Annotated in this window: 21 protein-coding genes and 2 pseudogenes; 12 read left to right on the top strand and 11 right to left on the bottom strand. The window is 58.9% G+C overall.

All coding sequences use genetic code 11. The annotated features are described in order from the left end of the window. Nucleotides 1-37 precede the first annotated feature (37 nt). From gshB to rsmI, 10 genes and pseudogenes are all read right to left on the bottom strand, one after another. Nucleotides 38-997: a glutathione synthase gene (gshB, locus tag F3H58_RS15890; RefSeq protein WP_149742850.1), complete on the bottom strand. Its 960-nt coding sequence runs from the start codon at nucleotides 995-997 to the stop codon at nucleotides 38-40. 242 nt (nucleotides 998-1,239) lie between these two features. Further along, a complete protein-coding gene (locus tag F3H58_RS15885; protein ID WP_035264088.1) occupies nucleotides 1,240-1,752 on the bottom strand; it encodes a cupin domain-containing protein in 513 nt (170 codons plus the stop codon). A gap of 109 nt (nucleotides 1,753-1,861) precedes the next feature. Further along, nucleotides 1,862-2,962, bottom strand: a complete 1,101-nt coding sequence (locus tag F3H58_RS15880) for a sn-glycerol-3-phosphate import ATP-binding protein UgpC (RefSeq protein ID WP_149742849.1) — start codon at nucleotides 2,960-2,962, stop codon at nucleotides 1,862-1,864. 10 nt (nucleotides 2,963-2,972) lie between these two features. Next, complete coding sequence (gene ugpE / locus F3H58_RS15875; protein ID WP_003520108.1) at nucleotides 2,973-3,815, bottom strand: sn-glycerol-3-phosphate ABC transporter permease UgpE; 843 nt, start codon at nucleotides 3,813-3,815, stop codon at nucleotides 2,973-2,975. A gap of 11 nt (nucleotides 3,816-3,826) precedes the next feature. After that, complete coding sequence (locus F3H58_RS15870; RefSeq protein ID WP_170985783.1) at nucleotides 3,827-4,795, bottom strand: ABC transporter permease subunit; 969 nt, start codon at nucleotides 4,793-4,795, stop codon at nucleotides 3,827-3,829. A gap of 83 nt (nucleotides 4,796-4,878) precedes the next feature. After that, nucleotides 4,879-6,177: an extracellular solute-binding protein gene (locus F3H58_RS15865; RefSeq protein ID WP_149742848.1), complete on the bottom strand. Its 1,299-nt coding sequence runs from the start codon at nucleotides 6,175-6,177 to the stop codon at nucleotides 4,879-4,881. A gap of 120 nt (nucleotides 6,178-6,297) precedes the next feature. Then, a pseudogene (locus F3H58_RS27810) lies at nucleotides 6,298-6,462 on the bottom strand (DapH/DapD/GlmU-related protein); the annotation flags it as partial. Nucleotides 6,463-6,684: 222 nt separating this feature from the next. Continuing rightward, nucleotides 6,685-6,825 (bottom strand): annotated as a pseudogene (locus F3H58_RS27805) (maltose acetyltransferase domain-containing protein); the annotation flags it as partial. A 33-nt stretch (nucleotides 6,826-6,858) separates the two neighbouring features. Continuing rightward, nucleotides 6,859-7,227, bottom strand: coding sequence for a YraN family protein (locus F3H58_RS15855; RefSeq protein WP_003520112.1), 369 nt, complete (start codon nucleotides 7,225-7,227; stop codon nucleotides 6,859-6,861). After that, nucleotides 7,217-8,158: a 16S rRNA (cytidine(1402)-2'-O)-methyltransferase gene (gene rsmI, locus F3H58_RS15850; RefSeq protein WP_065654599.1), complete on the bottom strand. Its 942-nt coding sequence runs from the start codon at nucleotides 8,156-8,158 to the stop codon at nucleotides 7,217-7,219. The genes F3H58_RS15855 and rsmI overlap by 11 nt, the downstream gene beginning before the upstream one ends. A gap of 267 nt (nucleotides 8,159-8,425) precedes the next feature. Here rsmI and dnaN point away from each other — a divergent pair, with 267 nt between their 5' ends. The 6 genes from dnaN (at nucleotide 8,426) to F3H58_RS15820 (ending at nucleotide 13,145) form a co-directional block, all read left to right on the top strand. Continuing rightward, nucleotides 8,426-9,544: a DNA polymerase III subunit beta gene (gene dnaN / locus F3H58_RS15845; protein WP_065654600.1), complete on the top strand. Its 1,119-nt coding sequence runs from the start codon at nucleotides 8,426-8,428 to the stop codon at nucleotides 9,542-9,544. Between the two features lie 193 nt (nucleotides 9,545-9,737). Further along, nucleotides 9,738-10,331, top strand: coding sequence for a phospholipid N-methyltransferase PmtA (gene pmtA / locus F3H58_RS15840; protein ID WP_003520115.1), 594 nt, complete (start codon nucleotides 9,738-9,740; stop codon nucleotides 10,329-10,331). Between the two features lie 95 nt (nucleotides 10,332-10,426). Beyond that, nucleotides 10,427-11,023 carry a histidine phosphatase family protein gene (locus tag F3H58_RS15835; protein ID WP_149742846.1) on the top strand — a complete coding sequence of 199 codons (597 nt, stop codon included), beginning with the start codon at nucleotides 10,427-10,429 and terminating at the stop codon, nucleotides 11,021-11,023. A gap of 4 nt (nucleotides 11,024-11,027) precedes the next feature. Continuing rightward, on the top strand, nucleotides 11,028-11,735 hold the full coding sequence (gene pyrF / locus F3H58_RS15830) for an orotidine-5'-phosphate decarboxylase (protein ID WP_149742845.1): 708 nt from the start codon (nucleotides 11,028-11,030) through the stop codon (nucleotides 11,733-11,735). A 20-nt stretch (nucleotides 11,736-11,755) separates the two neighbouring features. After that, nucleotides 11,756-12,043 carry a DUF1330 domain-containing protein gene (locus tag F3H58_RS15825; protein ID WP_149742844.1) on the top strand — a complete coding sequence of 96 codons (288 nt, stop codon included), beginning with the start codon at nucleotides 11,756-11,758 and terminating at the stop codon, nucleotides 12,041-12,043. A gap of 121 nt (nucleotides 12,044-12,164) precedes the next feature. Then, nucleotides 12,165-13,145 carry a complex I NDUFA9 subunit family protein gene (locus F3H58_RS15820; RefSeq protein ID WP_149742843.1) on the top strand — a complete coding sequence of 327 codons (981 nt, stop codon included), beginning with the start codon at nucleotides 12,165-12,167 and terminating at the stop codon, nucleotides 13,143-13,145. 606 nt (nucleotides 13,146-13,751) lie between these two features. Here the strand turns inward: F3H58_RS15820 and F3H58_RS15805 are convergent. Continuing rightward, the gene (locus F3H58_RS15805) at nucleotides 13,752-14,558 is read right to left on the bottom strand and encodes an undecaprenyl-diphosphate phosphatase (protein ID WP_065654605.1); all 807 of its coding nucleotides are present in this window, start codon (nucleotides 14,556-14,558) and stop codon (nucleotides 13,752-13,754) included. A gap of 159 nt (nucleotides 14,559-14,717) precedes the next feature. On the opposite strand from F3H58_RS15805, the gene F3H58_RS15800 reads away from it, so the two are divergent. From F3H58_RS15800 to F3H58_RS15775, 6 genes are all read left to right on the top strand, one after another. Beyond that, on the top strand, nucleotides 14,718-15,410 hold the full coding sequence (locus F3H58_RS15800; protein WP_003520121.1) for a glutathione S-transferase family protein: 693 nt from the start codon (nucleotides 14,718-14,720) through the stop codon (nucleotides 15,408-15,410). A 130-nt stretch (nucleotides 15,411-15,540) separates the two neighbouring features. Further along, entirely contained in the window at nucleotides 15,541-16,692 is a 1,152-nt protein-coding gene (gene queG, locus F3H58_RS15795; protein WP_149742842.1) for a tRNA epoxyqueuosine(34) reductase QueG, read from the top strand. 3 nt (nucleotides 16,693-16,695) lie between these two features. Next, nucleotides 16,696-17,568 carry an SDR family oxidoreductase gene (locus tag F3H58_RS15790; RefSeq protein WP_149742841.1) on the top strand — a complete coding sequence of 291 codons (873 nt, stop codon included), beginning with the start codon at nucleotides 16,696-16,698 and terminating at the stop codon, nucleotides 17,566-17,568. Nucleotides 17,569-17,996: 428 nt separating this feature from the next. Continuing rightward, on the top strand, nucleotides 17,997-18,365 hold the full coding sequence (locus F3H58_RS15785; RefSeq protein ID WP_059759243.1) for a septal ring lytic transglycosylase RlpA family protein: 369 nt from the start codon (nucleotides 17,997-17,999) through the stop codon (nucleotides 18,363-18,365). Between the two features lie 61 nt (nucleotides 18,366-18,426). Then, the gene (locus F3H58_RS15780) at nucleotides 18,427-19,716 is read left to right on the top strand and encodes an RsmB/NOP family class I SAM-dependent RNA methyltransferase (RefSeq protein ID WP_149742840.1); all 1,290 of its coding nucleotides are present in this window, start codon (nucleotides 18,427-18,429) and stop codon (nucleotides 19,714-19,716) included. 155 nt (nucleotides 19,717-19,871) lie between these two features. Beyond that, a complete protein-coding gene (locus F3H58_RS15775; protein WP_149742839.1) occupies nucleotides 19,872-21,149 on the top strand; it encodes an imelysin family protein in 1,278 nt (425 codons plus the stop codon). Nucleotides 21,150-21,175 lie beyond the last annotated feature (26 nt).

Here is a 21,175-nt window from a genome sequence, read left to right as displayed (position 1 = left end):
TACTCGCGGAACAAAGCTGGATCGGCGAAAGCCCGCCTCACAAATCCTGCGCTTCGCGCTTTTTCTCGATCGCATCCCACAACAGGCTTGCGACATCCGCACCGCCGAACTTCCGCACTTCGCGTATGCCGGTCGGCGAGGTGACGTTGATTTCCGTCATATAGTCGCCAATCACATCGATACCGACGAAGAGGAAACCGCGTTCCCGCAAGGCAGGGCCGATGCGGCGGCAGATTTCCTTCTCGCGCGCCGTCAGTTCCGTCGGTTCCGGCCGACCGCCGGCATGCATGTTGGAGCGGGCGTCGTTTTCCGCCGGCACGCGGTTGATCGCGCCAACCGGTTCGCCATCCACCAGCAGGATACGCTTGTCGCCCTTGCGGACATCCGGCAGATATTGCTGGGCGATATAGGGCTCGCGGAACATCTGGCCGAACATTTCCAGCAGCGAGGAGAAATTGCGGTCGTCGCGCGCCGAATGGAAGACGCCTGCGCCGCCATTGCCGTAAAGCGGCTTGAGGATGATATCGCCCATTTCATTGCGGAAGCGGGCGATTTCCTCCACGTCCTTGGTGATCAGCGTCTTCGGCATCAGATCGGCGAATTCGGTGACGAAAATCTTTTCCGGCGAATTGCGCACCCAGGCGGGATCGTTGACCACCAGCGTTTTCGGATGAATTCGCTCCAGCAGATGGGTCGAGGTGATGTAAGCCATGTCGAATGGCGGATCCTGACGCAGATGGATGACATCCATGGTCGACAGATCGACGCGCTCCGGTTCGGACAGCGAGAAATGGTCGCCCTTGATGTCGCGCAGTTCCATCTGCTCGACGGTGGCGTAAATCTTGCCATCGCGCATCGAGAGGCGCTCGGGCGTATAGTGGAACAGCCGGTATCCGCGCGCCTGCGCCTCAAGGCTCATGGCGAAGGTGGAGTCACCGGCTATATTGATGCCGGAGACATGATCCATCTGGATCGCGACGTTCTTGATCTTCGCCATGCGCATGTTCCTCTTGCAGCATACGGACACTTTGTCAGTCCGCGGTGCCCATTGCCTTGCCTTTTCAAGCTTCCCTGCACGATCGGTAGAAACCCGGAAATGCTTCAGAAAACCCTGAAGATGTAGGGCAGCGACCATTCAAAGGCAACTGCTGCAAGCGGTGGTTTGTGTGAGTTTTATTGAACCTTCACAATTCCGTCAGCGGAGCCGTGCAGCCCCGCCGACTGGAATGTTCTATGGGTTCAGGCCGCCAGCTTATAGGAACGGCCGGCAAACAGCTTGTTCTTGACGCGATAGGCAAAAGCCAGCGCCTTGGGGAACGGACGGCGCATGAAAGCGACTTTGCGGACATAATCATCTACGCGCCAGGTGGCCCATGTTCCCGCAGGGAAATAAGCGACGTCGCCGACCCGCAGGATGCTGATGGAACCGTCTTCCGCGGTCACATGCACTTCGCCTTCGAGAATATAGACGGTTTCATCCCAACCGAAGAACCAGCGGAACTCACCCGCCGTGCAATCCCACATGGCGGTGCTGGAGGCACGGTCGCCACTTCTGGAATGATCCGCCGCGCGCGCCTGGGGGTTGCCGGAAATGATCCATTCCGGATTGATGGGGGCCGGCTGAAGCCGCAGATCGGTGCAGGATGCGCTGACGACAGCCTCGTCTTTTGACCGGCGCAAATAGGCCGGCAATATCGGCACCGTGCGGACCGCCATGGTTGCTGCGGCAGCGAACATCATTTTGAAGGACATATTAGAAAACCCCCGTGAAATATTGGAGGTCTTCTATCATCGGGATCGTAACAAAGCGGTTTTGACAATCGGCGCAATTTTAGTCATCGCGCCGATTTCTGCGAAGCACTCAGGCTGTCGCCATTTGCGCGGGCTGCGCCGCCAGCTGCTCCGCTTTGCCGGCGATGCGCTTGCCGGTTTCGCTGGAGAAGAAATGCAGTTTTTCCGGCGCGATCGTGACGGAGAGCGCGGACGGAACCTCGACATCCGGCGGGAAAGCAACTGTCAGGCTCTGGTCACCGATCATGCCGTGGATCAGTCGCTGCGACCCCAGCTCCTCGATATAATCGACCCGAAGCGGGAAGCCCTGCTCACCTGCCGCTGCGAGGCGGAAATCTTCCGCCCGCATGCCCACCGTCACGGGGCCGGAGGCAGGCGCGAAACCGTTGAGCGCAAAGAGCGACGGACCGATGGCGAGGCTATCGCCATGCAACTCGGCGTTCAGCAGGTTCATGGCGGGAGAGCCGATGAAACTCGCAACGAAGGTCGAGGCAGGCGTATGATAGACATCCAGCGGCGCGCCGATCTGTTCGATACGGCCGCCATTCAACACCACAAGACGATCGGCCAGCGTCATGGCTTCCAGCTGATCGTGGGTGACGTAGATCGAGGTGGTGCCGAGACGCTTTTGCAGGCGCTTGATCTCGCCGCGCATGGAAACGCGCAGCTTGGCATCGAGATTGGACAGGGGCTCGTCGAAGAGGAAGGCCGCCGGTTTGCGAACGATGGCGCGACCCATGGCGACACGCTGCCGCTGGCCGCCGGAAAGGGCGCGCGGCTTGCGGTCCAGATAGGGTTCGAGCTGCAGCATACGCGCGGCTTCGGCCACACGCGCATCGATCTCCGCCTTCGGCGTCTTGCGGTTCTTCAATCCGTATTCCAGGTTCTGGCGCACCGACATATGCGGATAAAGCGCGTAGTTCTGAAACACCATGGCGATATCCCGGTCGGCCGGATCGGCATGATTGACCACCCGGTCACCGATCTTCACAGTGCCTTCGGAAATATCCTCAAGCCCTGCGACCATGCGCAGAAGCGTGGATTTGCCGCAGCCGGAGGGGCCGACCAGAACGATGAACTCGCCGTCCCTGATGTCGATATCGACGTGATGCACGGCGCGCACGCCGCCATGATAGTCCTTGCAGACCTGACTGATTTCTATCGCGGCCATTTCGGTCTCCTTATTTATCGCTTTCGGTCAGGCCCTTGATGAACCAGCGCTGGAAAATGACGACGATCAGTACCGGCGGCAGCATGGCCAGCACGGCGAGCGCGAAAGCTTCGTTGTAATCGGGAATTTGCGAACCGACCCAGACCTGCAGGATCGACTTGATGCCGCGCATCAGGGTGAAGAAGCCCTCGTCCGTCGTCATCAGCATGGGCCAGAGATACTGGTTCCAGCCGTAAACGAACATGATGATGAAGATCGCCGCCATCATGGTGCGGGACAGCGGGATGAGAACGTCGATGAAGAATTTCACCGGCCCTGCGCCATCGATACGGGCAGCCTCCAGCAACTCCTCGGGCACGGATTTGAAGAACTGCCGGAAATAGAAGGTGCCTGTCGCCGAAGCGAGAAGCGGCACGATGAGGCCGGTATAGGAGTTCAGAAGGCCGAGTTTGCTCATCACCTCGTAGGAGGGCATGATGCGCACTTCGAGCGGCAGAAGCAGCGTGGTGAAAATGATCCAGAAGGCGAGCGTTGCGAACCGGAACCGGAAATAGACGATCGCATAGGCCGCCGTCATCGACAGGACGATCTTGCCGACGGCAAAACCGATGCCGAGGATCAACGAATTCAGCACCATATTGAGACCCGTGATCTGCCCGGTGAAGCCGCCCTTCTGGGTCAGAACCTTTTCATAAGTCTCGATGAAATTGTCGCCGGGAACCATCGTCAGACCGCTGCGGTGTATTTCCGCAGCGGTATGGGTGGAGGTCATGAAGGCCACGATGACCGGCAAGATCAGGAACAGCGCGCCGATGATCAGCACCAGATGATCGAGGGGTTTTGTCTTGTACATGGTCTTTTCCCTCAATTGTAATGGATGCGCTTTTCGATGAAGCGGAACTGGATGATGGTGAGAACGAAGACGACCAGCATCAGGATGACGGACTGGGCCGAAGAGCCACCGATGTCATTGCCGCGGAAACCATCCAGAAACACCTTGTAGACAAGCGTGATCGGGTTGTTGGCGGCCTTGTCCTTCACCATCACGTCGATGACGCCGAACGTGTCGAAGAGCGCATAGGTGATGTTGATGATCAGCAGGAAGAAGGCCGTGGGCGCCAGAAGGGGCATGATCACCGTCCAGAACCGGCGAAAGCCCGAACGGCAGTCGATGGCGGCGGCTTCCCGCACCGAGACCGGCACACCCTGAAGACCCGAAAGGAAGAAAATGAAGTTGTAAGGGATCTGCTTCCAGACCGCGACAACGATCATGGCGAAGGCCGTATCGAAATAATTGAGGCCGACCTTCATGTCCCAGCCGAGGAATGCGGCCATCTTGACGAAGGGGCCGATATGCTGGTCGAAAAACATCATGCCGATGAGACCGGCGACCGGCGGCGCGATGGCATACACGGAAATCAGCAGCGTCTTGTATGTCGAGCTGCCCCGAATGACCGCGTCGGCCTTGACGGCGAGCAGCAGGCCGAGCGCCAGCGAAAAGAAGGTGACCAGCACGGTGAAGACAACCGTGAATTTGGCGATGCTGAGATATTCGGGGCTGAAGATCGCATCCGAATAATTGGCAAGTCCGACGAAGGAAGCGCCGAAACCGAACGGGTCTTCGATATAGAAGGACGAATGTATGGCCTGAACCGATGGCCAGTAGAAGAAGATGAAAATCACCGCAAGCTGCGGCGCCAGAAACAGGTAAGGTACGTAGGACGAGGAGAACTGCACGCGCTTCATGCCGGCGTCGGCAGGTTTGGCTGGCTTTCCAGCCTTTGCGGACCAGCCGGACAAAAACCGGCGCGGTTGAGACGATGTATAGGCCACGCTTGCGCTTCCTTATCCGAGAGCGAGCCTCCCTTCCGTGGGAAAGGAGGCTCGGCAATGGTCATTTGTTTCGAAACAGACGATCAGCCGGCCGTCTTGGCGAAACGGGCGAGCAGGTCGTTACCTTCCTTCTCGATGATGTCGAAAGCGGCCTTCGGGGTCACTTCGCCGGAGAAGATGCGGTTATATTCGCGCTCCATGACGGCGCGGATCTGCGGGTAGAAGCCGAGGCGGTAACCCTTGGACCATTCGCCGCCCGGCAGCGAGAGCTGCTGGATACCGACTTCCGCGACCGGCTTTTCCTTGTAGAAGCCTTCAGCCTTGGCCTTTTCGTAAGCGGCCTTGGTGATGGCGACGTAACCGGTTGCCTTGTGGTAGAAGACCTGGATTTCGGGCGAGGTCAGGAACTGGAAGAAGTCGGCCACGCACTTGTTTTCGGCTTCAGACTTGCCCGACATTGCAAAGAGCGCCGCGCCGCCGATGAAGGAGTTGGTGCCAGCACCCTTGATGGAGCCCCAGTAAGGAAGGAAGGTTGCCGAGAACGGCATGGTCGCCGTCTTCTGCAGGCCGCCGAAGGAGCCCGAAGAACCGATCCAGAACGCGACCTTGCCTTCTTCGAACGGCTTCTGGTTGTCGTTCCAGCCGGCGCCGTAATAGGCGAACAGGCCCTTGTCCTTCCAGTCCTTCAGCTTGTCGAACATCATGACGAGGTTCGGGTCGGTGACCTTGAGCTTGGTGTCGGTGACGCTGTCATAGCCGTTATTGTTGGTTGCGAACTGGATGTTGTTGCGGGAGAAGAAGTTCTCCGTGAACTGCCAGGTGAGCTGCGACTGAACGAGCGGAATGTAGCCGGCTTCCTTCAGCTTCGGCGCAACCTGCTCGAACTCTTCCCAGGTCTTCGGGGCTTCAACGCCGGCCTTCTTCAGGGCTTCGTCGTTGACGTACATGATGGGAGCGGAGGAGTTGAACGGCATGCCGACGAACTTGCCGTCAGCGGCAGCGTAGAAATAACGCACGCCGTTGATGAAGGCGTCGCGGTCGAACTTGTAACCGGCCTTGTTGATGAGATCTTCGGCGGGAATGACAGCGCCCTTGGCGTTGATGATGGTCGCGGCGCCAGCATCGAAAACCTGGAGGATGTTCGGCTGTTCGCCAGAGCGGAAAGCAGCGATGCCGCTGGCCAGGGCTTCTTCGTAGGAGCCCTTGGAAACCGGCGTCAGAGCGCATTCTTTCTGGGCTTCGTTGAACTTCTGGGCGACTTCGTTGATGACTTCGCCATTGCGGCCGCCCATGCCGTGCCACCAGGTGATGTTGGTAGCAGCCATGGAAGACGTCGCCGAAATGCTGACGGCCACTGCGGCCATGGAAAACTTCTTCAACATTACTAAATCCTCTCCACCATTTATTGGGATGAGGATGCGAATAGAGACGTTCCATGACGCCTCTTTGACAGTTCCATGTCAGATTTATTACAGCGACTGACGAAAATCTCAGTCCGTCATGCGCTTTATGGGCCGAGCCGGATTTCCGACCACCGTCACGCCCGGCGGCACATTGCGCGTCACCACCGAACCGGCGCCGACAATCGCTCCGTCACCAATGGTGATGCCAGCCAGAATGATCGCTCCGCCGCCGATCCAGACATCACGGCCGATCGTGACCGGCTTTGCGATTTCAATGCCTTGCGCACGCGGCACCGGGTCCAGATGGTGTTCCGCACAATAGATTTGCACCGCAGGCCCGAGCATCGCGCCATCGCCTATCGTAACTTTCGCGGAATCGAGAATGGTGCAGCCGGCATTGAGATAAACATTTTTGCCAAGCGTGATGTTGAAGCCGTAAGCGCAGTGAAACGGCGCTTCGATAAATGCCCCTTCACCCACAGAAGCGAACAGAGCCCGTAGCAAGGGGGCCATTGCCCCGCGCTCATCCGGCGGCATCGTATTGTGCTGGTGGACGGCCCCTCGTGCCCGCCAGCGCAATATATCCAGCTCGGCATCCATGCAGCTGTACCATTCGCCCGCGGCCATTTTTTCCCGCTCGGTGGACATGTTTCCCTCCCCTTAAAAGGCGTCGATAAAATGCTGCGGCAGGCGTCGCGGCAAAACGGCGATGATATCGAAACGCAGCGAAAACCGCGCAGCATCCTTGCGACGGGCGAGCCACAGATCGGCCGCCGCCCGAATGCGTTGCTGCGAATGGAAACCGACGGCATCCACGGCACCTTCGCCGGACGTTCGCGCCTTGACCTCGACGATGGCGACGAGGTCCTTCTTGCGGGCGATGAGATCGATTTCCCCCAGCCGGGTGCGATAACGAATGGCGAGGATGCGATATCCCTTCAGCAGCAGATAAAGTGCCGCCCAATATTCCGCGGCATGGCCGCGACGCTCGGCCTTGCGCCTTTTATTGCTTCGCCCGTCAGCGGCCATCCGTTTCCTTCATATCCAGCAGCCTTTGATAAAGCTCCTTGCGCGGCAGGCCCGTCAGCTTGGCGGCTTCGCCTGCCGCCTTGGCGGCGGGCATGGTGGCGACGAGGTCCTTCAGCAGCTTCTCGACATCCTCGATATCGGGAATCTCGTCATAAGAGGGCGGCTCCACCAGAAGCACGATCTCACCCTTCACCACGCGGTCGCCACCGTAATAATCCGCAAGCTCGCCCAGCGTGCCGCGCCGGAACTCCTCGAAGGTCTTGGTCAGTTCGCGGCAGACCACGGCGCGGCGGTCGTGGCCGAGCACTTCGGACGCGACCTTGACGGAAGCGCCGATGCGATGCGGCGATTCAAAGAAGATCAAAGTGGCCGGGATTTTTGCGAGTTCGGCAAAACGGTCGCGCTTGCCGCGATCCTTCACCGGCAGGAAGCCCGCAAACAGGAAAGCATCGCTCGGCATTCCCGAACCCACGAGGGCGGCGAGCGGCGCGGATGCCCCCGGCACCGGCACGACACGATGCCCGGCCTCGAGCGCGAGCTGGCCGAGGCGGTAACCGGGATCGGAAACGAGCGGCGTTCCGGCATCCGAGACCAGCGCCACGGATTTTCCCGCCTCAAGCGCCGCAATGAGCTTCGGCCCCGCTTCGTTTGCATTGTGCTCATGATATGCGAGCGGACGGGTGCGGATGCCGTAACGTTCGAGCAGGATGCGGGTGACGCGCGTATCCTCGCAGGCGAGAACATCGGCCGAGGCCAGCGTTTCCAGCGCGCGGATGGTGATATCGCCGAGATTGCCGATGGGCGTGGCCACGAGATAAAGCGCAGGCTCCAGCGGCCGCGCCGGAATGGTGGCCGTGCCGATCCTGAAGCTCTTTGTTGCATCTCTCAAGTCGCTGTTCGATATTTCTTCCGTCACACGGCTTCCAATCATTCTGGCCGATTATTCGCGGCCGGTCGCTCTGGTTTCCTCTCTTTATGGGCAATAGAAAACCGGCGAACAAGGTCCACGGACGCCCCCAGCCTGTGGATCATGCTGTATAGCAGCAAAATGACCCGCGGCAGATGCACTCGGCTCTTGCATTTCCTGCAATAACTCTGCCATTTTGCCCGTCCACATTATCCGGCTTTCTGGCCGGTAAAGACTCTTCTTGCCGATCCGGCGGTGGCCGGTTCGCAACGGTTGAAAGCGGTAGCGTCCATGCGTATTACTCTTGAGCGGTCGAACCTTCTGAAATCGCTGAACCACGTCCACCGGGTCGTCGAGCGTCGCAACACGATCCCGATCCTGTCCAACGTCCTGCTGCGCGCATCCGGCGCCAATCTGGACATGAAGGCGACCGACCTCGATCTCGAAATCACCGAAGCGACACCGGCCATGGTGGAGCAGGCAGGCGCCACCACCGTGCCGGCGCATCTGCTTTATGAAATCGTGCGCAAGCTGCCGGACGGTTCCGAAGTGCTTCTGGCCACCAATCCGGACGGCTCCTCGATGACGGTTGCCTCCGGCCGTTCGAAATTCTCGCTGCAATGCCTGCCGGAAGGGGACTTCCCAGACCTCACGGCCGGCACCTTCAGCCACACCTTCAAACTGAAGGCGACCGATCTGAAGATGCTGATCGACCGGACGCAATTTGCGATCTCGACCGAAGAAACGCGTTATTACCTGAACGGCATTTTCTTCCATACCATCGAAAGCAATGGCGACCTGAAGCTGCGCGCCGTCGCGACCGATGGTCACCGCCTGGCGCGCGCCGATGTGGATGCGCCTTCCGGTTCCGAAGGCATGCCGGGCATCATCATTCCGCGCAAGACCGTCGGCGAGTTGCAGAAGCTGATGGACAACCCTGAGCTGGAAGTCACCGTCGAAGTCTCGGATGCGAAAATCCGCCTGACCATCGGTTCGGTCGTCCTGACCTCGAAGCTGATCGACGGTACATTCCCGGATTACCAGCGCGTGATCCCGACCGGCAACGACAAGGAAATGCGCGTCGATTGCCAGACCTTCGCGCAGGCTGTCGACCGCGTCTCGACCATTTCTTCCGAGCGCGGCCGCGCCGTGAAGCTCGCGCTCACCAACGGCCAGCTGACGCTGACCGTCAACAACCCGGATTCGGGAAGTGCGACGGAAGAAGTGGCTGTCGGTTACGACAATGATTCGATGGAAATTGGCTTCAACGCCAAATATCTCCTCGACATCACCTCGCAGCTTTCCGGCGACGACGCAATTTTCCTTTTGGCCGACGCCGGCTCGCCGACGCTCGTTCGCGACACCGCCGGCGACGATGCGCTTTATGTTCTAATGCCGATGCGCGTTTGAAACGGGACTTTTTTGCAGGTTTCATTAAAAAAGCCGGTGGAACGCTTCACCGGCTTTTTTTGATTCGGTGACGGTGTATTTCAAACCGTAAGCGAATTTTTCCAGTTACGACATTTTGCCTTGTTTTTGCGCCAAATGGGATCAACATTGCGTAACAGTTTTTTGACAATGACCAAAAGCATCTGAGGGAACTATGGCACTTAACCTGAAGCAACGGCTTGAACAGAAATTTGAAGAAGAAATCCGCTTTTTCAAGGGCATGGTCAGCCAGCCGAAAAAAGTCGGGGCCATTGTGCCGACATCGTCCATCACGGCCAAAAAAATGGCCAGTGTCATCAATCCCCATTCCGGCCTGCCGGTTCTCGAACTCGGCCCGGGCACGGGCGTTATCACCAAGGCCATTCTGGCGCGCGGCATCAAGCCGGAGAACCTGACCGCCATCGAATATTCGACCGATTTCTACAATCAGCTGCTCAGGAGCTATCCGGGCGTCAACTTCGTCAATGGCGACGCCTTCGATCTCGATGCGACGCTTGGCGAACACAAGGGCCAGATGTTCGACAGCGTCGTTTCCGCCGTGCCGATGCTGAATTTCCCCATGGCCGCCCGTATCAAGCTTCTCGACGAATTGCTGAAGCGCGTGCCCCATGGCCGCCCCGTCGTGCAGATATCCTACGGTCCGATTTCCCCCATCGTCGCGCAGCCGCATCTCTACCATATCCGCCATTTCGATTTCATCGTGCGCAATATTCCGCCGGCGCAATTGTGGACCTATACGCGGGCCTGATCTTCGACAGAGTGCCGGAACCCGTCATTTCCCGGTCGTGACGAATGGTTAGGGTGTCGATTTACCCTTTCCATCGCCCTTGAGGACCGAACCCCATGCATGCGCTCTATATCACCCACCCCCAGGTCAAGATCGATCCGGCTGTTCCCGTTCCCGAATGGGGGCTTTCGGACAAGGGTGCCGAGCGGACGCGCGAGGCAAGCCGCCTGCCCTGGGCACGGTCATTGCGCCGCATCGTTTCCAGCGCCGAGACCAAGGCGATCGAAACCGCCCGCATCCTGGCTGAAACCTCCGGGGCGGAAATGGACATCGTCGAGGCAATGCATGAAAACGACCGGTCCGCCACCGGCTTCCTACCGCCGCCGGAATTCGAAAAGGCGGCGGACTGGTTCTTCGCCCATCCCGAGGAAAGCTTTCACGGCTGGGAGCGTGCAATCGACGCGCAGGCGCGGATCGTCAGGGCGGTCAAAGCCGTTCTCGACCGGCACGACCCGCAGCAGCCGATTGCCTTTGTTGGCCATGGTGGCGTGGGTACGCTTTTGAAATGCCATATCGAAGGCCGCGGCATCAGCCGCAGCAAGGACCAGCCGCCCGGCGGCGGCAATCTCTTTCGCTTCTCCATCGCCGACTTTTCACTTGCAGCCGCGTCCCCCACATGCGACTGGACGGCAATGGAAACATGGCAGGGATAAGACAATGACCGCGCGCGAAAAACTCATCGTCGGGCTGGATGTTCCGACTGTGCAGCAAGCCGAAGACATCGTGTCGAAGATCGGCGACGAGGTTCTGTTCTACAAGATCGGTTATCAGCTGGTCTTTGCCGGCGGTCTCGAATTTGCGCGCGACCTTGTCCAGAGCGGCAAGAAGGTCTTTCTCGACATGAAGCTCCTCGATATCGACAACACCGTCGCCTCCGGTGTCGAAAACATCGCCCGCATGGGCATGTCGATGCTGACGCTGCATGCCTATCCCAAAGCGATGCGCGCTGCCGTCAAGGCCGCCGAAGGCTCCGGTCTCTGCCTGCTGGGCGTCACCGTGCTGACCTCGATGGACGACCTCGATCTCGCCGAGGCGGGTTATGCCTCTGACGCCCGTTCGCTGGTGCTGCGCCGGGCGGAGCAGGCACGCGAGGCGGGCATGGGCGGCATCGTTTGTTCGGCGGAAGAATCGACCGCCGTGCGCGAAATCCTCGGTCCGGACCTTGCCGTCGTCACCCCCGGCATTCGCCCGGCCGGCGCGGATCTCGGCGATCAGAAGCGGGTGATGACGCCCTACGACGCCATCAAGGCCGGATCGAGCCATCTGGTGGTCGCCCGCCCGATCGTCAGGGCGGAAGACCCGAAAGCGGCGGCCCGCGCCATTCTTGACGATATGCTGCGCGCCAGCTTTCCGGCCAATCAGTAACGACAATCGGAGGAGATGAAATGGCAAAGGGATATTGGATCGCCCGCGTCGATGTGCGCGATAGTGAGCGTTACAAGGACTATGTCACGACGGCTAAGCCCGCTTTCGAGCGGTTCAGCGCCAATTTCTTGGCCCGTGGCGGCGCGCTGATCGAGCTGGAGGGCAAGGCGCGTGCGCGCAACGTCGTCATCGAGTTCCCGTCGGTGCAGCACGCCATTGACTGCTATAATTCTCCAGAATATCAGGCCGCGGCCAAAATCCGTCAGGAAGTCGCGGATGCGGAGATGATGATCGTCGAAGGAATTTGACGTCCGTCAACCGCATTTCGTAAACCGTCTTCCAGCCGCGCGACAACATCTCTTCACGCGCGCGCGGCTTTGGGCTAAGAGACTGAAAAACGCTTTATCGACAGCTTCTGAGGAGCCTCCCATGACCTTGGCCAACCTTCCACCCCTCGTCACCGTTTTCGGCGGTTCGGGTTTTGTCGGGCGGCATGTCGTGCGGATACTTGCGAAGCGCGGTTACCGCATCCGCGTCGCCGTGCGCCGCCCGGATCTCGCCGGTTTCCTGCAGCCGCTCGGCAATGTCGGCCAGATTTCCTTCGCCCAGGCGAACCTGCGTTATCGCGATTCCATCGTCAAAGCCGTGGAAGACGCCGACCATGTGGTCAATTGCGTCGGTATCCTGACCGAAAGCGGCCGCAACACCTTTGACGCCGTACAGGAATTCGGTGCGAAAGCCATTGCCGAGGCGGCTCGCGATGCCGGCGCCACGCTGACGCATATCTCCGCCATCGGCTCGGATGCCGGTTCGCCGACCGGTTATGGCCGCACCAAGGGCCGCGCCGAGGCCGCCATCCATTCCATTCTGCCTGGCGCCGTGATCCTGCGCCCGTCGATCATTTTTGGACCGGAAGACGATTTCTTCAACAAGTTCGCAAAGATGGCCCGCAGCATGCCGTTCCTGCCGCTGATCGGTGGCGGCAAAACCAGGTTCCAGCCGGTCTATGTCGAGGATGTCGCGGAAGCCGTCGCCCTTGGCGTCGATGGCAAGCTGAAACCCGGCGCGATCTATGAACTCGGCGGTCAGGATGTCATGACATTCCGTGACTGTCTCGAGGCGGTTCTTGCCGCGACCTACCGGGAGCGTCCCTTCGTCAACCTGCCCTTCGGCGTCGCGTCGATGATTGGTAAGATCGCTTCAATGGTGCCGCTGATTGCGCCGCCGCTGACGCCCGATCAGGTGACCATGCTGAAAAAGGACAATGTCGTTTCCACTGACGCCGAAAAGAACGGCCTGACACTGGAAGGCATTGGCATCACCCCCGTTCGCGTCGCGTCCATTCTGCCTTCCTACATGGTGCAATACCGCCCGCACGGCCAGTTCTCCAATGCCGGAAAAGCGGCCTGAAGCCCACCTTCAGCCTCATCGAACACAAACAAAGCGGGAGCCATTCCCGCTTTTTGTTTTTGCGCAATTCAATCGCAACCAAACCGCTATTCGTGCATTTCCCCCCCAACTGCAGGGGAGGTGTTGAATGAACCAGGGCTGTTTTGCAAAGCCGGGTAAAAGTTAACGGTGGTCCGGCCTCCACAGGCAAGCGTGGCACAAGCGCAACTGTGGAAAAGACTTCGTATTAACCCGGTATTCAACAAGCTGCTTTATTGATATTCGCCACATTCCAAACATATCCCGACCACTCAATTCACACACGGCGGCATGATCCGCGCGAACGAACGTCTGAAAGGCAATCATAAAATGGGCAGATCTATCGCACTCTTTTTTGCGTGTGCGGCTTTGGTGGTTCTGGCGGGTTCTTTCATGGCGCCGGGAACGGTTGCAGCAGGCAAGAGCGGTTGCGCTCCCGCCTATGGCGTCGACCCCTGCGCAACGGCTTCGATCAGCACCAACTGATCGGCCTTTAAAAGTTTCAAAGAAAAAGCGCCGCCGGTTCTCCGGGGCGCTTTTTCTTTTTCTGTTCGTTCGTCGCGAACGGAGATTATTCCCGTCCCGGGTTCAACCCAGAACCAGAAGTGCCACCAGTCCCAGCGAACCGATGGCGATGCGCCACCAGGCGAAGGGTGCAAAGCCCCGCCGTGACACGAAATCCAGCAGGGAGCGAACAACGAAGAGGCCGGAGACGAAAGCGGCGATAAAACCGACGGCGATCAGCGCACCGTCATCGAAGCTCAGCGCATCGCGGTTCTTGTAAAGATCGAGCGTGAAAGCACCGAGCATGGTCGGCATCGCCAGGAAGAACGAAAATTCGGCGGCGGAGCGCTTGTCCGTTCCCATCAGCAACGACCCGACGATTGTGGCGCCGGACCGCGACGTGCCGGGAATCATCGCAAGGCATTGGAAGAGGCCGATCTTGAAGGCAAGCGACGGCGGATAATCCATGATGTCGGTATATTTCGGCTTCAGCGGCATGCGGTCGACGCCGAGCAGAATAACGCCGCCGATGATCAGCACCACGCAGATGAGCATCGGCGTTTCAAACAGCACGGTCTTGATGAAGTCATGCGCCAAAGCGCCGATTATCGCCGCCGGCAGGAAAGCGAGAGCGACGGCCAGCACGAAGCGGCGCGCTTTCGCGCTTGTCGGCAGAGCGAGCGCAATCGACACAAGCTTTTGAAAATAAACAAGAAGGATCGCAAGGATCGCACCAAGCTGAATAAGAACGGCAAAGGTGTTGCCGGGTGATTTAAAGCCGAGGAAATGCCCGGCCAGCAGCACGTGCGCCGTTGAGGAGACGGGAATGAACTCCGTCAGACCCTCGATAATGCCCAGCAGAAGCGCGCTGATGATCGATTGGTCACCCATGAGGTATCCTTCTTTTCAGGGGGAAAGTGGCAATGGAAGGCAATTGCGTTAAACTTGTTTTAAAGTAGCCAAGCTCTTATAGCGTCTTGATGAAGCGAAACTGAAAAAGTTTTTCGGCAAATGCCGATCATGACAACCAATCGTAAAAATTGAGTACCGATGCCAACTCTCTATCACTCTCCGATGTCGACCGCATCCCGGTTCGTTCGTCTGATCCTCGCGGAATACGGGTTCCAGACCGATCTCGTGGAGGAGCAGCCGTGGGAAAGACGGCGGGAGTTTCTGGCGCTCAATCCGGCCGGCACCCTGCCGGTCTATCTGGACGACAATATGCGCTCGCTGAGCGGGCCCTATGTGCTTGCGGAATTTCTTGACGAAACGCATGGGGTTCTGAAGCGCGACCGTCGGCTTCTTGCCGAAGACCCGTTTCAGCGTGCGGAAATCCGCCGGCTGACGGAATGGTTTCTGCAGAAGATGGAAAACGACGTGACCCGGCCGCTGGTGCGGGAAAGGGTCTATAAATTGCAGATGACGGCGGCGCAGGGTGGCGGACCGCCGGATTCCAAGCTGCTGCGCACGGCTCGCAACAACATTCGCCAGCACATCAAATATCTGGAATGGCTGGCTGGCTCACGCACCTGGCTTGCCGGCGACCGGTTGAGCTATGCCGATCTTGCCGCTGCTGCCGCGGTCTCGGTGCTGGACTATCTCGGTGAGATCAACTGGCTCGAAGCGCCGATTGCCAAGGAATGGTATCAGCGGGTGAAATCCCGTCCTTCCTTCCGGCCGTTCCTCAGCGAACGCATTCCGCGCCTTGCCCCTTCTTCCCACTACGCCGATCTGGACTTCTGAGGTCTGGCCTCTCGGTTATTTGCTGTGGCCTGCGGTTTTATCTAAAGCATGTCGTTGTCCCGAAACCGCTGCACACTTTCGGGCGACATGCATTATATATGCCGCAGAATAACCCGCAGGAGAGACGACCATCGACGTCGCGAGCGAAAAGCAGCGAATACGCGCGCGTAAACTGACGGACTTCGTTCGTCAGGAAGCGCTTTCGCTTGGCTTCGATCTGTGTCGCATCACCGCGCCGGACAGCATTCCGCTCGCACCCGAACGGCTGAGACAGTTTCTCGACAACGGCTATCACGGTACGATGGCGTGGATGGAAGAAACCGAGGCCCGCCGGGCAGAGCCGAAAACGCTCTGGGGAGACGTGCGCTCCATCGTCATGTTCGGGCTGAACTACGGTCCCGAGGAAGACCCACGCGGCCTGCTTTCCAAACCCGACAAGGCGGCCATTTCGGTCTATGCCCGCAATCGCGATTATCACGACGTCATCAAGGGGCGGCTGAAAGAAATCGCTACCCGTTTTGCCGCGCGCGCCGCCGAGGATGTGAAAGTCTTTGTCGATACCGCACCCGTAATGGAAAAACCGCTTGCCGCCGCCGCCGGTCTCGGCTGGCAGGGCAAGCATACCAATCTCGTCAGCCGCACCCATGGTTCGTGGCTGTTTCTCGGTAGCATGTTCACCACGGCCGAACTCTGTCTTGACGAGGCTGAGAGGGACCATTGCGGCTCCTGCCGCGCCTGTCTCGATGCCTGTCCGACGACCGCTTTCCCCGCGCCCTATCAATTGGATGCGCGCCGCTGCATCTCCTATCTCACCATCGAGCACAAGGGGCCGATCCCGCACGAATTCCGGCCGATGATCGGCAATCGCATCTATGGCTGCGACGACTGTCTTGCCGCCTGTCCATGGAACAAATTCGCGGCCAGCGCCTCCGAGATGAAATTGCAGGCGCGCGAGGATCTGAAGGAACCTTCCATCGCCTTCCTGCTCACGCTCGATGACGCCGCCTTTCGCAGTTTCTTCAGCGGCTCACCCGTCAAGCGCATCGGCCGCAATCGCTTCATCCGCAATGTGCTGATCGCGGCGGGCAACTCGGCCGACCGGCAATTCGTGGAACGATGCAAGGCGCTTGCCGAAACCGACCCTTCGCCCGAAGTGCGCGGCATGGCCGCATGGGCTTTGTCACGGCTTATGGACAGGGACGAATTCCGTACATACTCTGCCGGTCGCGCGCCGGAGCCTGATCCGGAGGCGGAAATGGAATGGCAACTGGCAGAGGCGTGACGCATGCATGTGATCATTTTCGGCGCGGGATATTCGGGGAAAGCCATCGCTAACGCGCTGAGAACCGAAGCAGCAAGCGTTTCCGGCACCACACGCAGCCAGGAAAAGTTTCCAAACCTCACCGCCGCAGGCATGACGCCGTTGCTCTTTGACGGCGTTCATCTCAATGACGAACTCGTCGCCGCAATGGGCAACATCACGCATCTCGTACAATCCGTCGCGCCGGGCAAGGATGGCGATCCGCTTCTTGCGCTTCTGCACGGCGATCTGAAAAAGCTCATGCCCAATCTGAAATGGGTCGCTTATCTTTCCACCGTTGGCGTTTATGGCGACCATGGCGGCGCCTGGGTGGACGAGACAACGCCCTGCCGCCCGGTCTCCGCGCGATCCGTGGAACGGGTGGCTGCGGAAACCACCTGGACTGCGGCAGCGGAAAAGGCGGATGTGCCGCTTGCCATCCTGCGCCTTTCCGGAATTTATGGTCCAGGACGCAATGCCTTCATGAATTTCGAGAAGGGAACGGCGCGGCGGCTGGTCAAGAAAGACCAGGTGTTCAATCGCATCCGGGTCGAGGATATCGGTGCCGCACTTGCCTTTCTGGCACGGAAAAACGAACGCGGCATCTTCAACGTGACCGACGACGAGCCCTGCCCGCCACAGGATGTGGTGAGTTTTGCAGCAGCGCTGATGGGGGTGGAACCGCCACCCGAGCAGGCCTTTGAGACCGCCGATCTGACGCCGATGGCGCGCTCTTTTTATGGTGAGAACAAGCGCGTTTCCAACGCCAGAATACGCAATCTCGGCTTCGATTTCCGCTTTCCGGAGTACAGGTTGTCCCTGAGACAATTGTGGGAAAACGGCCTCTGGCGAAGCTGAAAAATCCCACCCTGAAAAGCGATGAAAAATCCTTCCAATCCCGCTTTTGCGGATGGTTTTCGTCTTATTTCAGCCAATTAGGATTTTATTAACCATCCAAAAATCACTAAAATCGTAGTCATTAGAAAAATATTTCACTCACATTTCGTGAACTGGATTCACGAAGCTGTGACCCGCAACAGCATTTCCGTTATCCATTGATTCTGCGTTATTTTTTCCAGCTTTTGGCCAGGAAGCCTTGACGACAGCTTTCCGGCTAACGATCACGAATATTACAGACTGTAACAGTTCGTGATTTGAGGTCAGCTTTTTTTCGCCATTTTTCCCTCGCCCTACAATCTCGCATCAAAAGGCGTTCAGGCCAGTTCATGGCCGTTTAGCAAGGGCACAATCAATCGGCGCGGGGCCGATTTTCAGGGAAGCACAGTTTGTTGAATATCCGTCGTATAACTTTCACCGCTGCAACTATCGCCGCCTGTTCCATCATTGCGCCTCTTCAGGCGAATGCGGCAAATGGTTGTGGAGGCGCATCGTGGTATGCGTTGACCTCCAAGACTGCTTCGGGCGAGCGCATGAACGCCGCCAACCTGACCGCCGCCCACCGCTCGCTGCGGTTCGGCACCAAGGTCAAGGTGACCAATGCGCGCAATGGCAAGGCCGTTGTGGTGCGCATCAATGACCGTGGGCCGTTCATCAAGGGCCGCGTTCTCGATCTTTCCAAGGCAGCCGCCAAGAACATCGGCATGATCAACTCCGGCACCGCCAAGGTCTGCTACGAGGTCGTCAAGGCCGATTGAGCCTTGCCCTCGCCGCCATTCGCGTCTACCAACCGGGCTTAGCACAAGAGCGAGGTAGACAATGCGTTTAGGCGGGCGTTTGGCCGGAGCAATCGAAGTATTGGCGGATATTGAGGGACGCAGGCGTCCCGTCGCCGATGCTCTGAAAGATTGGGGCCTTGCCCATCGTTTCGCCGGCTCCGGCGACAGGGCTGCAATCGGCAACATCGTCTATGACGCGCTGCGCATGAAACTGTCGCACGCCTGGCTGATGGATGACGACAGCGCTGCCTCGCTTGGTTATGCCGTGCTGCTGCGCCAATGGGGCAAGAGCTTTTCGGACCTTTCGGCGGAATTCGACGGCGACAAATTCGCCCCCGCCGCACCGGATGAACAAAGGCAGCAGGCCTTTCTGTCCCGTTCCCTCAGCAATGCACCGGCCCATATTCAGGGCGACATACCCGAATGGGTGCAATCCTCCTTCGAAACCGCCTTTGGCGAGCGCTGGCTCGCCGAGGCGCAGGCCCTGAACGAGCGGCCCACGCTTGATCTGCGTGCCAACACCTTGAAAGCGACGCGTGACAAGGTGCTGAAGGCTCTGGAGGAAAGCGGCGCGGAAGCCACGCATATCGCCCGACAGGGCGTGCGCATCCCCGCCGGCGAAGGCCTTTCCCGCCTGCCGAACGTCACCGCCGAACTGTCCTTCCAGAAGGGCTGGTTCGAAGTGCAGGACGAGGGATCGCAGATCGTTGCCGATCTTGCCGGCGCGCATGAGGGCGAACAGATACTCGATTATTGCGCCGGCGGCGGCGGCAAGACGCTGGCCATGGCGGCCAGCATGAACAATAAGGGCCAGGTCCACGCCTTTGACGCCGACCGCAAGCGCCTTGCGCCGATCATCGAGCGGCTGAAGCGGGCCGGCACGCGTAATGTGCAGGTACACGACCGCGCCTCCGGCCTGACGCCGTTCCAGGAAAAATTCGACCGCGTTCTGGTGGACGCGCCCTGCACCGGCACCGGGACATGGCGTCGTCGGCCCGACACCAAATGGCGGCTGACGGCCCGCAATCTGGAAGAGCGCGTGCAGCAGCAGGCCGAGGCACTCTCACAGGCCAAGGGGTTCGTACGCCCGGGCGGAGAGCTGCTTTATGTCACCTGTTCCGTGCTTCCCGAAGAAAACGAACAGCAGGTAAGGCGTTTCTGCGCGGAAAACCCGGAATTTTCCATCGGCTCCGCACTGGAACGCTGGCAGACGACTTTCGGCGGCAACGCGAATAAACCGCATTCTTCCGACGGCAAGACAGTGACGCTAACGCCTGCAACCACAGATACGGATGGCTTCTTCTTCTGCTTGATGAAACGCAAAGCATAACACCGTCTTTGCAAGCACTGATTTTACTTGGAAAACAACACCAGGTCTTGTTTCAAAGCATTCTAAACTAGAATGTTTGACACAAGTTTGTGATTGGGTCAGAACTCGCTTGCCGCGGCGCGAAGTCATTTCACGCCTGCCGAAGGAGAGGGATCATGATCCGCAAAACCATTCTCAGCGCTTCGTTTGCGCTCCTTGCCGCATCTGCGGCTTTCACCGCGCTTCCCGCCCGGGCCGCTACAGACGCGGCCGCCGTCGTCAAGCATTATGCCGATGTCGCGCATGCGAAATATGAGGATTCGCTGACCACGGCGAAGGCGCTGGACAAGACCATCGATGCGCTGATCGCAACGCCAAGCGAAGAAACCCTGAAGGCCGCCCGGGAAGCATGGATCAAGGCCCGCGTTCCCTATCAGCAGTCGGAAGTCTATCGTTTCGGCAACCCGATCGTCGACGATTGGGAAGGCAAGGTGAATGCCTGGCCGCTGGATGAAGGCCTGATCGACTATGTCGACGGTTCTTATGGCACGGAAAGCGACGAGAACGAGCTTTACGTTGCCAACATTATCGCCAATCCGAAGATCAAGATCAGCGGTGAAGAGGTCGACGCCTCCAAGATCACCCCCGAGCTGATCGAAAGTCTGCACGAGGCGGGCGATGTCGAAGCCAATGTGACGACCGGTTACCACGCCATCGAATTCCTGCTCTGGGGCCAGGATCTGAACGGCACCGGACCGGGCGCGGGTAACCGCCCCTATACCGATTACGACAAGGCGAAATGCACGAACGGTAATTGCGACCGCCGGGCCGATTACCTGAAATCCGCCTCGACCCTGCTGATCAAGGATCTTCAGGAGATGGTGGATGCCTGGGCGCCGGAAGGCGAAGCCACGAAAACGGTGGAAGCCGATCCGAAAGCGGGCCTGACCGCCATTCTCACCGGCATGGGTTCGCTTTCCTATGGCGAGCTGGCGGGTGAGCGCATGAAGCTCGGCCTTCTGCTGCACGATCCGGAAGAGGAGCACGATTGCTTCTCCGACAACACCTACAATTCGCATCTTTACGACGCGATCGGCATCGCCTCGGCCTATACCGGCGATTATACCCGCGTGGACGGAACGAAGATGACGGGCGCCTCGCTGTCGGAACTGGTCGGCACCAAGGACAAGGCGCTGAACGACGAGATGCTGGCGAAGCTGAACAAGACGCTCGACGCCATGCACGCGATGGAAAAGCGCGCTCAGACGGTTGAGGCCTATGACCAGATGATTGGCGAAGGCAACAAGGAAGGCAACGCCGTGGTTCAGACGGCCATCGACGGCCTTCTCGACCAGACGAAGACTGTCGAACGCGTCATCGCGGCGCTCGATCTCGGCAAGATCGAGCTTGAAGGCTCCGACAGCCTCGACAATCCGAACGCCGTCTTCAAGTAAGCGGTAAAACGGGTCGCAGGTCGCTG

The organism is Rhizobium sp. NFACC06-2 (assembly GCF_900101425.1).
In the GTDB taxonomy this organism is placed as follows: domain Bacteria; phylum Pseudomonadota; class Alphaproteobacteria; order Rhizobiales; family Rhizobiaceae; genus Agrobacterium; species Agrobacterium leguminum.
The sequence above is the reverse complement of the archived record's forward strand: the minus strand, read 5'-3'. Positions and strand labels throughout refer to the sequence as shown.